The following is a 12,716-nucleotide window of genomic DNA, read 5'->3' on the forward strand; positions in this document are numbered from 1 at the left end:
CGCGTCAGGCGAAAAACTTGCAGCCTTGCGCGCAATCGATATATTCGGTGCCCGCGGCGATCGCAAAGCGGATCGCTTCTTCGACGCTGGGGAATTCGCCCGGCAGCCGCACGGACCGCTCCTTCCCGTTCAAGTCCTGAATGCGCGCCGTCGCCGCGAAGTTGTCGCCGTGCCGGACCGCTGCCGGCGTGACCATCATTTCCCTGTAGCTGAAGACCATTGCTCTCTCTGTCGAATGTTGCCGGCCCGCGCCGGGCGGGGCGCGGAACGCTTGTCTCGAGTGTCCCGAATGTCGATGAGGGTCGAACGATTGTCCGACCCTTTCTGTTTCCGGGTTATCGGCATCGGCAGATGTTTCTTTATGCGACGCGCTTAAAAGCCGTTCCAACGAGGCTCGCAGCGCTTCCTGCCGTTCTACCGGCCCGGGAATGGCACGAATGCCTTGCTGCAATCGACCGGCGCGACGCTCTTCCCGCCTGCCGCGGCGTTCGTGACGACGACGCCGCTGCGGGCTTCGAACGGCAGCGACGTGCCGCTTTCGCCGAGGGTCACGAGCGCGTCCGCGACCGTGAAATTCAGCGGCGCCGCATCCGCGACGACATTGTTCAGCGAGATCGACAGCGGATTCACGACCGGCGGATTCGGCCAGCCGACCGTCCCCGCCGACCATCCCGAGCCTTGCAGCAGGGGGCTGGCCGAGTTGAAGCCCTGGAACGTGTAGCTCGATGCATTGACGATGCGCACGCCATCGAGCGCGATGTTCCTGAAGCTCGGATAGAGGCCGTTGTTCTTCGTCGGGCTGTAGTAGGGCGAGAAAATGAGCGCCTGCGGCTTGCCGTCCGACGATGACTCCGGCGTGCGAATGCACGCGTTCGAATAGCGGATGTCCGACACGAGGCCGCTGCGGCTCCAGTCCGACTTGATGCGCAGTCCGTTGTCCGCGCCGTCGATGACGAGATCGTAGACATTCACGTTGCTGACGCTCGGCAGGATGCCGTCGACCGGGGTGACATCGGGATTGGGGGCGTCGTTGTCCGTGCCCGCCGTTTCGCTGCCGATCGACATGCCGTGCCCCGAATAGAAATGGCTATGCGCAACGGTGACGTTGTATGTGCGGCCGTTGACCTTGCCGGTGCCGCCTTTGATCGCGATGTTGTCGTCGCCGGTGCGGATGGAGGTGTAGGCGATCAGGATGTTGCTCGCGTCGCCCTTCAGCTTGCCCGGATTGCCAGGATTGCTCGTGATCGGTCCGGAACTCCCGGGATCGATGCCGTCCGTGTTCTTCGCCGTATCCGGGCTGTACGGCATGCCGAGATAGTTTGTCATCGCCTCGTAGGCGGCGGTCGGCGTGTAGATCTTGACGCCCCACGCTGTGAAGCCTTCGACGCCGCCCGGCACGACATGGAACTTGGGCGCGTTCTGCAGCGTCACGCGATACAGCGTGAAATTGCGGCCATTGCTGATCTGGACGAGCCGCGGATTGTTCTGCGCCTGATTCAGCACCTTGTTGGCCATCCAGCCGATATCCCACCAGCTCATCGTGCCGCCGCCATTCGGGCGCTTGAGCAGATTGGGATCGTTCGGCACGCTGCTGATGAGCGGGCTGCCGCCGCGTCCGTCGATGACGCCGTCGCCCACCACGGCGGCGTTCGCGATCTTGCTCGCGTTGATGAGCGCGAGACAGCCGTTGTCGCTCGCCGTGATGATGCCGCAGCTCGCGGTGCCTTTGACCTTGTCGTACTGACGCGGATCGCGCGACGCGAAGAGCGTGACGCCGTCATCGATCCACAGCGTGACGCCGCTTTGCAGATTGAGCGCACCCGCGATGAACGCGTTCGCACCGTTCGGGCCGGGCACGAGACGCACGGCCTTGTTCGTCGCGAGACCCGTGCTCGACGGGTTCTTGCAGGCGTCGATCGCCGCCTGGATGCGCGCGGTGTCGGGAGCCGTATCGGTGGCGTCGGCGCTGTCGGGCAGAAGACCGTTCGCCTAGGCGGTGAGTGCGGCGGGCAGCGTCGCGCAGATCTGCGCGCTGAAGGGCAGCGTGGGCTCGGGCGGCAATGCGGGGTCGTAGGATGTTGTGCCGACCTGGAAGCCGGTGGGCTGCGGGGCAGAGGCCGGCTGATCCGGCGTCGCGGGCGTCGCGCTCGAAGCGGGTTGATCCGAAGCCGCGGGTGTCGCGGATGCGTTGATGTTCTGAGCCGTCGGCGAGGTAGACGCGTCCGAGCCGCCGCATGCGGCGAGCGTCAGCGCGAACGAAGTGGCGGCGAGCCACGCGATGCCCGCGCGGGACAGTGTGGAAGGGGCGGAATTCTTGTTCAATTGTCGAGCCTCGTGTGGAGCGATCGGATCGCGGTTGTCGTACGACATCGCACGAATATTAGTCATCCGAACGAGTATCGCGATACTTGGTGTTCGCCCTTAAGCCGCATCGAGACACGCCGCGAAAGCCCGGCAATCGTGACGCGTCAGTCCAATCCGACGCCGCGCGCTAAGATGGGAAATACGATCGCCGCCGCACGCGACGACGAGACGATCGCGCGTCTGTCGCCGACAGGGTTTCGAGCAAGAAGAAAATCGTCGCTGGAGAGGCGAAGCGTGACCGCGTCGGCGGCGCGCTCACAGGAGACTGCCATGCGTATCGGTGTGCCGAAGGAAGTGAAGAACCATGAATATCGCGTGGGGCTCACGCCAGCCAGCGTGCGGGAACTCACCGCTCGTGGACATCATGTCGTGGTGCAAGCGCAGGCGGGTGACGCCATCGGTCTGACCGATGAACAGTACCGGCTCGCGGGTGCGGAGATCGTGACGGAGGCCGCGGAGGTTTTCGCTTCTGCCGACATGATCGTAAAGGTCAAGGAGCCGCAGCCCGCCGAATGCCAGATGCTGCGGCCCGGGCAGATCCTCTATACGTATCTGCATCTCGCACCCGACCCGGCTCAGACCAAGGCGCTCGTAGAGTCCGGAGCGATCTGCATCGCCTACGAGACGATCACCGGACCGGGCGGCGGACTGCCGCTACTGGCGCCGATGAGCGAAGTCGCCGGGCGCATGGCGGTCCAGGCCGGCGCCCACTTTCTCGAGATCGCTCAGGGCGGGCGCGGCGTGCTGCTCGGGGGCGTGCCTGGCGTGACACCCGGCCATGTCGCCGTGATCGGCGCGGGCGTGGTCGGCACCAACGCGTTGCAGATGGCGGTCGGACTCGGCGCGAGCGTCACTGTGCTGGACAAGAACGTCGATCGTCTCCGTCAGCTCGATCTGGTTTTCGGCAACCGGATCACGACCGCGTATTCCGACGCGCAGAGCATCGAGGATGCCGTGCTCGACGCGGATGTCGTGATCGGCGGCGTGCTGATACCCGGCGCGTCCGCACCCAAGCTCGTCACCCGGCAGCACGTCGCGGGCATGCGCAAGGGCGCGGTCATGGTCGATGTCGCCATCGATCAGGGCGGCTGCTTCGAGACGTCTCATCCGACCACGCATGCCGATCCGGTCTATCTCGTCGATGGAGTCGTGCACTATTGCGTCGCGAACATGCCGGGCGGCGTGGCGCGCACGTCGACCTTCGCGCTGAACAACGCAACGATCGGCCTTGCCATCGTGTTGGCGGACAAGGGCTGGAAGCGTGCGATGAAGGACGACGTGCATCTTCGCCGCGGGCTCAACGTCTGCGACGGGAATGTCACTTATAAGGCAGTCGCACGCGATCTCGGATACCCGTACGTCGATGCGGAGTCTCTTCTCGATGGCTAGCCGCGAGGGTCACGCGGTCAGACCAGAGCTCAGTGTGTACGACGCAATGCACGCAGCAGCGAATCGCCATGTTCCGTGACTCGCGGCAGTGTGGCGCCGCTCACCAGTTGCTCCATGGCGATCAGCTGGCGCTCAAGCAAAGTGTCGAGCTCGTGGCGGTCGATGATCTGGTCCGCGGCGTCCTTGACCAGCATGAGGGTGGCAAATTCATGGGCGCTGAGCATACCTGTCTCCCGATCGTTCGAATAAATGTATTGATGTCGGCGTCGACTACTGTCGATCGGGTCGTTGCCCGACTTCTTCAGCGCTCTCGATCACGACGCAACACCGGGGGTACCTCGGCCGCGTTAGCAGCGGGACCTGATCTTAGGACGACGCGCCACCCTGCGGCAATTCGGGTCGTCCCGCATATTGGGCTTTTTTGGCCGAGCCGGATCGGTCGGTGAGGCGATCAGGGCGTCTGCTCTCTGATCGCGCGCGACGGTATGACGCGTCCCGGCCGCCGGTTGCCCCGCCAGACGCGCCTGACGATCGACGGCCGGAGCAGCGACGACGGCGGCATCATCAGGTTGACGACCTTCAGAAACGCCGTGGCCAGCGTGCTGTCGCGTGTCGCGGCGAGATGAAGCTTGCCGATGTACCAGTTAATGAAACGCAACATCGGTGGGCGCGCGCCCTCGACGCGCGGATTGCGAAGGTCATTGCCAACCGCGATGTCCCACGGAATATCGACGATCCTGGCGGCCGCCCCGAAAAATCGGCGCGCGAGATCGGTCGAGCCTGTGCGCATGCATCGATGCAGCGTCAGTGCTTCCTCCGCCGCGACCGTCATGCCCTGCCCGTAGACGGGATTGAAGCTGCAGATGGCGTCGCCGAAAGCCAGATAACCTTTTGGGAAGCGTGCGAGCCGTTCGTATCGCCGGCGCAGGCTGGAGACGTAGCGATAGCGCCTGTAATCGGTCAGCGGCTCCGCTCGTGCGACGACGTCATGAATCTCCATCGTCGGCAACGTCGCCAGATACGCGAGAAAGCCCTCGTCGTCGTCCGGCGCGTCGTCGCCGAGATAGCCGCCGGCACTGACGATCCACGTTTCGTTTTCCTGCGCGAGCATGACGCCGTTGCGCCAGTTCGGCGCACTGCCGGCGACGACGATGCCGTGCCTGCCGTCGAGATCGGTCGGCCGGCGCCGATAGGTACGGGTCATGTAGCAGATGCCGATCTCGACCTTTTCGTCGGCGGGCGGTGCGTAGCCCAGCGCCTGGAGCCATGCGGCACCGGCTGAGCCGCGACCGGTCGCGTCGACGATCAGGTCCGCGACGATGATCTCTTCGGGCCTGCCCTCGATACATACACGCGCCCCCGTCACGCTCTTGCGGGCGGGATCGGCGGCAAGCCCCCGCACGGCGCAATGTTGCATGGCGCGCACGTTGGGCAACCCCAAAAGCCTCCGGCGCAAATGACCTTCGAGCACCGGACGGCTCGCAATCAGACCGGTCAGGTCGCTTGGGCCGTTGGCAAGCCTCACGTTGTGACCGATCCAGATCACATCGTTGGCGACATCGCCGATCAGTCCGCCGCTCTGCGCCACGACCTCGGCGTTGAATCCCGGAAAGAACCCTTCAAGTACCGCGCTGCCTCGCGCAAGGAGCCCGTGGGTATGACGACCCTGTGGCACGCCCTTGCGCGGCGAATCCGTTGCCGGAAACGCATCGCGTTCGAGCACCGTGACGATGCTGTAGAAGTCCGACAGTACGCGGGCGGCCAGCAGCCCGCCCACGCTTGCGCCGATCACGATCGCATGCTCGCCCAGTTTCTTCATGGCAATCCTCCAGTTCGATCTGTCGCGATGAGCCCGGCGGCCATCGTCTGCGGTCAATGCTAGGATTGCCTCGTCCCCTGAGCGTCCCTTGGACGCCGTCATCGAGGGTGGCCTCGCCATGGCTTTGTTCAGTGTGAGAACGCTTGGATTTCCGGAGATTCGTCGGGATGGCCAGTTGTGCCAGCTGGCCTTGCGCAAGGGCTTGGCACTGCTGGTGTACCTCGCCGAAGCGAAGACGTCGGTCGGACGCGATACGTTCGCCGCGATGTTGTGGCCGGAAGACCGCGAAGAAGTCGTGCGGGCGCGGCTGCGCCGTCTGTTGCATCGTCTCCAGCTCACGCTCGGCGACGACGTTCTGACCATCGACCGGTCGACGATTCGATGGTCCGAGTCGATCGGCTTGCAGGTGGATTCCCAGCGATTCGAGCAGGCCTGCGATCGCGGCGAGTACGCGCGGGCGTGCCGCGACTATTTCGGCGACTTTCTCGAGGGCTTTTCGCCCGGCGACTGTCCGCAGTTCGACGAGTGGGCCTTCTTTCGCCGGGAGGCCTTGCGGGGCCGGGCGATCCAGGCGCTCGAACGCGCGGTGCGCGACAGCAATGCGGCGGGCGATTATGCGGCGGCAGCGGCGCATGCCGGCCGTCTCGTCGGATTCGATCCGCTCAGCGAGGTGTACGGCCGTCACCTCATCCGCAATCTCCTGCTCGCCGGAGACCGGGCCGCGGCGAGGCGCCATCTCGACGCCCTGACGCAGCGCCTTCGCGACGAGCTTCGTGTGGCGCCCGAAGCCGAGACGCGCGCGCTGCTGAATGCCGGCGCAACGGTGGCGATAGAGGACCCGCCGTCGACGCGCTACGCCAGCGGCGGCGGCGTTCATCTCGCATTCCAGACCTACGGCGACGGCCCGATCGATATTCTGTTGCTGCCCGGATTCGTCTCTCACGTCGAACGGGTGTGGGAAGAGCCGCGATGCCGGGCGTTCCTGTCCTCACTCGCGAGGATGGGCCGTCTCATTCTGCTCGATCGTCGCGGTATCGGGCTGTCCGACCGGGTCGGATTCAATCCCGGCGTCGACGCGACCGCCCAGGATATCGGCACCGTGCTCGACGCCGCCGGCAGCCGCCGGGCCGTGCTGTTCGGCGCGTCGGAGGGCGGACCGGCATGCATCAGGTTTGCCGTCGATCACCCGGATCGTGTCGCGGGCCTCATTCTGTTCGGCTCCCTGGCGAAGGGGACCGCAACGCAGGACTATCCCCACGCGCTGCACGCGAGCCAGTATGACGCGTGGCTGCGGCAGCTCATCGCAGTCTGGGGCGGGCCTGCGGGCATCGAGACATTCGCGCCGAGCCTGTCCGCAGACCCTCAGGCGCGAGCGTGGTGGGCAGGCATGCTTCGGGCGGCGTCGAGCCCGGGAGCCCTCAAGGGCGTGCTCGAGGCGTTGCGCGACTTGGATGTGCGGCAGCTTCTGGGCCGGGTTTCCATCCCGACGCTCGTGCTGCACCGTCACGATGACCGCGCCGTTCGCATCGGCGCTGGTCGGCATCTCGCCAGCCATATCGCGCATGCGCGATTCGTCGAGCTCGACGGGGCGGATCACTGGGTTTTCGCCGGAGATCAACAGCCCGTCGTGGACAATGTCAGGCGGTTCGTCGAGAGTCTTCCTGCGTAGGTGCGGCGCGAGCGGTCGCCACGAGCGGGCGATGATACAGTCTGCAAAATTCGCGCAATGGCACGCTGAGCAGCTATGAAAACGTTGTTGATCGTCTATCACACGATGACCGGAGGCACGCAACAGATGGCCGAGGCGGCAGCGGCCGCTGCGCGGGACCAGTCCGATGTCTCGGTCGAATTGAAGCGAGCCGTCGAAACAGGCCCGGACGACGTCCTCCTGGCCGATGGTTATCTGTTCGCGACGCCGGAAAATCTCGCGACGATGTCGGGCTTGATGAAAGACTTCTTCGATCGCTGCTATTACCCGGTGCTCGATCGCGTGAACGGCCGCCCCTACGCGGCGATGATCTGCGCGGGCAGCGATGGACAAGGCGCATTGCGCCAGATCGAACGTATCGCGCTGGGATGGCGTCTCAACGCGGTGGCGCCGGGGATCATCGTCTGCACGCATGCGCAGACGCCCGAGCGCATTCTGGCGCGCAAGGTCATCGGTAGCGCCGATCTCGCGCGCTGCGCGGAGCTCGGCGCGGGGTTGGCCGCCGGACTTTCGCTCGGCGTGTTCTAGCGTCGCACCGGCGTCCGATCGTCCGATCGTCCGGTCGTCCGAACGTGCGTGATGCGCGGTTCAGGCCTTCTGCAAAATGTCCATCGCCGTTTCGGCGTCCTGCAGCGAGTCGAGCGCGACATAGGCGATGAACTGCGTGCCAAGCACCGCGGCTGACACGCCGCGCAGGTTCACGCCGCCATCGGCCAGCATTTGCGTGACTTGACCGATGATCCCCAGTTGATCCATGCCCATCACACGGACGGAGTGAAGGCTCGGCGTGACGCTGAACCCCGCCTGTGTAGCGGCACGGATCTCGCTTTCCCCCTGCAGCGGCGCGACGAACACGACACCCTTGCCCGACGCTTCAGGCGTGCGCCGCGCGACGACGAACTGAAGATCGACGCCAGCATCCCGCAAAGCATTTAACACTTGCGCAAGCCCGCCCGGTTTGTCGTCGATGGTGGCCGCCCATACATCGACACGTTCGACGTGCAGTTCCATGACAATCCCTCCCGCCATTCTCGTTGCACATAAAAATCTAGTTCACGGGAGGCGTGCGAACAAGCTTGACTCAAAACGTGGCGCGCCATCGGGTCAACCCTGATTGTTCCGATTCGCCGCCCTCTGTTACCTTCTAGATCATACGTATGACCTAGAGGGAGTGGCCCGCCATGCCGACCTTGCACCGGCAAGTACTGAATCAAATGGGCGAGCAGATCTGCTCCGGCCAATTCGCGCCGGGCGAGATTCTGCCCGCCGAAGATGAACTCGCTGAACGGATGCAGGTAAGCCGCATCACGATTCGCGAGATGATGAAATCGCTATCCGCAAAGGGCATGCTTCAGGTCCGCCGCCGCCACGGCACGATCGTGCTGCCGCGCTCACACTGGCAATTGTTCGATCCCGACGTGATTACATGGCGCGCACGCGCCGGCGCCGTCGATGCCGATCTCATCCGCGACCTGATGGAACTGCGCACGATCATCGAGCCGAACGCGGCAAAGCTCGCGGCGAAGCGCGCGACGCCCGACGACCGCGCCGCAGTGCGTCGCGCGTTCAAGGCGATGGAGCGCGCAGTCGCCGGGCAAGGCGAATACGTGCCCGCCGACCTCGCGTTTCACGGCGCGATCCTCGTGGCATGCCATAACCAGTTCGTGCAACAGATGCAGAACGCGCTTTCCGCGATCCTGCGCACGAGCTTCGAACTGAGTTCGGAGATCGAGGGCGGCCCGGCGCGTTCGCTGCCAATGCACGAAGCGCTGTGTGTCGCGATCGAAACAGGCGATGCGAACGCCGCCGAGCAAGCCGTGCTCACGCTGATCGAACGCGCGGAAAAGGACTTCGACGATCGCGCGGCGCTTCAACGCACCGTGAACGACAAGCCGCTATAGACCCAGCATTACGCAATCTTGGTCCGCAGCTTCCGGGAGGAGGCTGCGTGGGCGCGCTCGCGCCTTCGAATTGAACGCACATCAAGGAAAAGCATGACCAACTTGTTCGATCTGAGCGGCCGCACGGCGCTTGTTACAGGCTCGGCGCGCGGCATCGGCTACGCGCTCGTGGAAGGGCTCGCGGCGGCCGGCGCGCGCGTCATCGTCAACGGCACGAAAGCCGAGACCGTCGACGTCGCGGCGAGCCGCTTGCAGGCGCAAGGCTACGATGCACGCGGCCAGGCGTTCGACGTGACGGATGAGGCGTCCGTCGCCGCCGCCTTTGCGGCATGGGACGCAGAAGGCGTCGAAGTGGACATCGTCGTGAACAACGCGGGCATCCAGTTCCGCAAGCCGATGATCGAACTCGCGCTCGCCGACTGGCAACGCGTGATCGATACCAATCTGACGAGCGCGTTCATCGTCGCGAAGGAAGCTGCGCGGCGCATGATCGAGCGGCGTCGCGGCGGCAAGATCATCAACATCGGTTCATTGACGAGCGAAGGCGCGCGCGCCACCGTCGCGCCCTACACGGCCGCGAAGGGCGGCATCAAGATGCTGACGCGCGCGATGAGCGCCGAATGGGCATCGTTCGATATTCAGGCGAACGCGATCGGCCCCGGCTACATCCTTACCGACATGAATCAGGCGCTCGTCGACAACGCGAGCTTCGACGCCTGGGTCAAGAGCAGCAATCCCTCGCAGCGCTGGGGCAGGCCCGAAGAACTCGTCGGCACGGCGGTCTATCTCGCGTCTTCCGCATCGAGCTATGTGAACGGGCAAATCATTTACGTCGATGGCGGCTGGCTGGCCGTGCTTTGACACTGGAGACATCATGGACAACATCAAAACCGTAGCGCCGCAGAGATGGTGGCATCTCATGCCGATCATCTTCATCACGTACAGCCTCGCCTATCTGGATCGCGCAAACTACGGCTTCGCGGCGGCGGCGGGCATCGATAAAGACCTGGGCATCACGTCGGCGACGTCGTCGCTGATCGGCTCGCTGTTCTTCCTCGGATACTGCCTGTTTCAGGTGCCCGGCGCGATCTACGCGCAGAAGAACAGCGTCAAAAAACTCATCTTCGCGAGCCTGATTCTGTGGGGCCTGTGCGCCGCCGCGACCGGCATGGTCAGCAACATTCCGACGCTGATGGCGTTGCGCTTCGTGCTCGGCATCGTCGAAGCCGCGGTGATGCCGTCGATGCTCATGTACATCAGCCGATGGTTCACGCGCACCGAACGTTCGCGCGCCAACACGTTCCTGATTCTCGGCAATCCGGTGACGGTGCTGTGGATGTCGATCGTGTCCGGCTATCTCGTGCGCAACTTCGGCTGGCGCGAGATGTTCGTGATCGAAGGCGTGCCTGCGATTCTGTGGGCCATCGTGTGGTGGTTCACGGTGAAGGATCGTCCGGCCGACGCGCCCTGGATGAGCGACAAGGAGAAGGCCGACTTCGATGCGATCCTCAAGTCCGAGCAGGCGCATATCGCGCCGGTGCGCGACTACAAGGCGGCGTTCCGCTCGTCCATCGTGCTCAAGTGCTGCGCCATTCACGCGTTGTGGAGCATCGGCGTGTACGGCTTCATCATGTGGCTGCCGTCGATTCTTAAGTCGGCATCGAAGACCATCGATATCGTGTCGGTCGGCTGGCTCTCCGCCGTGCCGTATCTCGCGGCCATCGTACTCATGCTGACCGCGTCGTATCTGTCGGACAAGACGCGCAATCGCAAGCTCTTCGTCTGGCCGCTGCTGTTGATCGGCACGATTGCGTTCGTCGGTTCATATCTCGTCGGAAGCTCTAATTTCTGGCTGTCGTTCGCGTTGCTCGTGATCGCGGGCGCGACGATGTATGCGCCATATGGACCGTTCTTCGCGCTGATTCCGGAGTTGATTCCGAGCAACGTGCTCGGCGGCGCGATCGGCCTGATCAATGCGTGCGGCGCGCTCGGCGCGTTCCTCGGCGCATGGCTCGTCGGTTATCTGAATGGCGCGACGGGCAGTCCTTCCGCATCGTATGTGTTCATGGCCGCGGCGTTGCTCGCGTCGGTCGTCCTCATGATGCTGGTGCCCGCGCAGACGGGACAGCGCTCGACACCCAAGGGAGGCGCGGGCACCCAGTCCGATGCCGTGTCTTCCGCTCTCGTGGAATAAGTCATGGCAACACTCATCACCGACGTCAAGGTCATTCTGACTGCGCCGGAAGGCATCAATCTCATCGTCGTCAAGGTTGAAACGAATCAACCTGGCTTGTATGGGCTCGGATGCGCGACGTTCGCTTATCGGCATCTCGCGGTCAAGTGTCTGATCGAAGAGTACTTGCGGCCTTTGCTGATCGGGCGCGATGCCGAAGCGATCGAAGAGCTTTGGCAGTTGATGCATCAGAACGCTTACTGGCGCAATGGTCCGATTGAAAACAACGCGATCTCCGGTGTCGATATGGCGTTGTGGGACATCAAGGGCAAGCAGGCGAACATGCCGCTGTATCAGTTGTTCGGCGGCAAGGTGCGCGAGGGTGTGCCGATCTATCGTCATGCCGATGGCCGCGACCTGAACGAGTTGTGCGAGAACATTCAGCGATACCGCGAGCAGGGCATCACCCATATCCGCTGTCAGAGCGGGGGTTATGGCGGCGGTGCATTCGGCCGCGCACCGTCGAGTGCGCCCGAAGGCGCAGCGGACGGCATCTATCTCGACAGCCGCAAGTACATGCGCGACACGCTCAAACTGTTCGATGGCATTCGCAGCAAGATCGGTTTCGATGTCGCGCTGTGTCACGACGTGCACGAGCGCCTGAAGCCCATCGAAGCGATTCGCTTCGCGCGCGAACTCGAGCCTTACGAATTGTTCTTTCTCGAAGACGCGATCGCGCTGGAAGAAGGCGAATGGATGCGTCAGTTGCGTGAAAAAACCACGACGCCGCTCGCGCAAGGCGAACTCTTCAACAACCCGCATGAGTGGCGCTTTCTGATCACCGAGCGTTTGATCGATTTCATTCGGGTGCATCTGAGTCAGATCGGCGGCATCACGGCGGGTCGCAAGCTGCAGATATTCGCGGAGCAGTTCGGCGTGCGCACGGCCTGGCATGGTCCGGGCGATATGTCGCCGCTCGCGCATGCAGCGAACATTCATATCGACCTTGCTTCGCGCAATTTCGGCGTTCAGGAATGGTCGGGCACGGAGCCGCCGAACTTCGTGATCCAGGCGCTGAAAGGGCCGCGCGAAGCGCTGCTCGATGTGTTTCCGGGGCTGCCGGAGTTTCGTCACGGCTTCGTCTATGCAAACGACAGGCCGGGTCTGGGCGTCGATCTCGACGAGAGCGAAGCGGCGAAGTATCCATGCGAGCGGGATATCACGTTATGGACGCAAACGCGCGTGATGGACGGCGGATTGCAGACACCTTGACGTCTTCATTCTGCGCTTCAATCAAACGACCGAAAGTTATGTCAGTGCCTTGTAATTTGAACGGCGTGAACTAACGTCTCTGTTAGAGAA

Annotated in this window: 14 protein-coding genes; 8 read left to right on the forward strand and 6 right to left on the reverse strand. The window is 63.7% G+C overall.

The window, feature by feature from the left end:
• Window positions 1–4: 4 nt before the first annotated feature.
• Window positions 5–451: a hypothetical protein gene (locus tag AWB75_RS38485; protein ID WP_235012103.1), complete on the reverse strand. Its 447-nt coding sequence runs from the start codon at window positions 449–451 to the stop codon at window positions 5–7.
• Window positions 415–1,866: a glycoside hydrolase family 28 protein gene (locus AWB75_RS14690; RefSeq protein WP_235012104.1), complete on the reverse strand. Its 1,452-nt coding sequence runs from the start codon at window positions 1,864–1,866 to the stop codon at window positions 415–417. Before AWB75_RS14690 ends, AWB75_RS38485 begins: the two co-directional genes overlap by 37 nt.
• A gap of 4 nt (window positions 1,867–1,870) precedes the next feature.
• Between AWB75_RS14690 and AWB75_RS39155 the strand changes: the two genes are divergently transcribed.
• The gene (locus tag AWB75_RS39155; RefSeq protein ID WP_268807831.1) at window positions 1,871–1,993 is read left to right on the forward strand and encodes a hypothetical protein; all 123 of its coding nucleotides are present in this window, start codon (window positions 1,871–1,873) and stop codon (window positions 1,991–1,993) included.
• Here the strand turns inward: AWB75_RS39155 and AWB75_RS38490 are convergent.
• Window positions 1,990–2,322, reverse strand: a complete 333-nt coding sequence (locus tag AWB75_RS38490) for a hypothetical protein (protein WP_235012105.1) — start codon at window positions 2,320–2,322, stop codon at window positions 1,990–1,992. The two genes, AWB75_RS39155 and AWB75_RS38490, sit on opposite strands and share 4 nt — an antisense overlap.
• A gap of 312 nt (window positions 2,323–2,634) precedes the next feature.
• Between AWB75_RS38490 and ald the strand changes: the two genes are divergently transcribed.
• Complete coding sequence (gene ald / locus AWB75_RS14695; protein ID WP_061124897.1) at window positions 2,635–3,753, forward strand: alanine dehydrogenase; 1,119 nt, start codon at window positions 2,635–2,637, stop codon at window positions 3,751–3,753.
• 29 nt (window positions 3,754–3,782) lie between these two features.
• Here the strand turns inward: ald and AWB75_RS14700 are convergent, their stop codons facing one another.
• Complete coding sequence (locus tag AWB75_RS14700; RefSeq protein ID WP_061124809.1) at window positions 3,783–3,977, reverse strand: hypothetical protein; 195 nt, start codon at window positions 3,975–3,977, stop codon at window positions 3,783–3,785.
• 227 nt (window positions 3,978–4,204) lie between these two features.
• Complete coding sequence (locus AWB75_RS14705; RefSeq protein WP_061124810.1) at window positions 4,205–5,572, reverse strand: NAD(P)/FAD-dependent oxidoreductase; 1,368 nt, start codon at window positions 5,570–5,572, stop codon at window positions 4,205–4,207.
• A gap of 118 nt (window positions 5,573–5,690) precedes the next feature.
• Here AWB75_RS14705 and AWB75_RS14710 point away from each other — a divergent pair, with 118 nt between their 5' ends.
• Window positions 5,691–7,241, forward strand: coding sequence for an alpha/beta fold hydrolase (locus AWB75_RS14710; RefSeq protein WP_061124811.1), 1,551 nt, complete (start codon window positions 5,691–5,693; stop codon window positions 7,239–7,241).
• Between the two features lie 75 nt (window positions 7,242–7,316).
• On the forward strand, window positions 7,317–7,808 hold the full coding sequence (locus AWB75_RS14715) for a flavodoxin family protein (protein WP_061124812.1): 492 nt from the start codon (window positions 7,317–7,319) through the stop codon (window positions 7,806–7,808).
• Between the two features lie 60 nt (window positions 7,809–7,868).
• Here the strand turns inward: AWB75_RS14715 and AWB75_RS14720 are convergent, their stop codons facing one another.
• Window positions 7,869–8,291 carry an ACT domain-containing protein gene (locus AWB75_RS14720; RefSeq protein ID WP_061124813.1) on the reverse strand — a complete coding sequence of 141 codons (423 nt, stop codon included), beginning with the start codon at window positions 8,289–8,291 and terminating at the stop codon, window positions 7,869–7,871.
• 170 nt (window positions 8,292–8,461) lie between these two features.
• Here AWB75_RS14720 and AWB75_RS14725 point away from each other — a divergent pair, with 170 nt between their 5' ends.
• From AWB75_RS14725 to AWB75_RS14740, 4 genes are all read left to right on the forward strand, one after another.
• Window positions 8,462–9,181 carry a FadR/GntR family transcriptional regulator gene (locus tag AWB75_RS14725; protein WP_061124814.1) on the forward strand — a complete coding sequence of 240 codons (720 nt, stop codon included), beginning with the start codon at window positions 8,462–8,464 and terminating at the stop codon, window positions 9,179–9,181.
• 93 nt (window positions 9,182–9,274) lie between these two features.
• A complete protein-coding gene (locus tag AWB75_RS14730; protein WP_061124815.1) occupies window positions 9,275–10,042 on the forward strand; it encodes an SDR family oxidoreductase in 768 nt (255 codons plus the stop codon).
• A 13-nt stretch (window positions 10,043–10,055) separates the two neighbouring features.
• The gene (locus AWB75_RS14735; RefSeq protein ID WP_061124816.1) at window positions 10,056–11,375 is read left to right on the forward strand and encodes an MFS transporter; all 1,320 of its coding nucleotides are present in this window, start codon (window positions 10,056–10,058) and stop codon (window positions 11,373–11,375) included.
• Window positions 11,376–11,378: 3 nt separating this feature from the next.
• Window positions 11,379–12,626 (forward strand): enolase C-terminal domain-like protein, encoded by a 1,248-nt coding sequence (locus AWB75_RS14740; protein WP_061124817.1) that lies wholly within the window; start codon window positions 11,379–11,381, stop codon window positions 12,624–12,626.
• Window positions 12,627–12,716: the final 90 nt, after the last annotated feature.

This window comes from Caballeronia catudaia, assembly GCF_001544755.2.
In the GTDB taxonomy this organism is placed as follows: Bacteria; Pseudomonadota; Gammaproteobacteria; order Burkholderiales; family Burkholderiaceae; genus Caballeronia; species Caballeronia catudaia.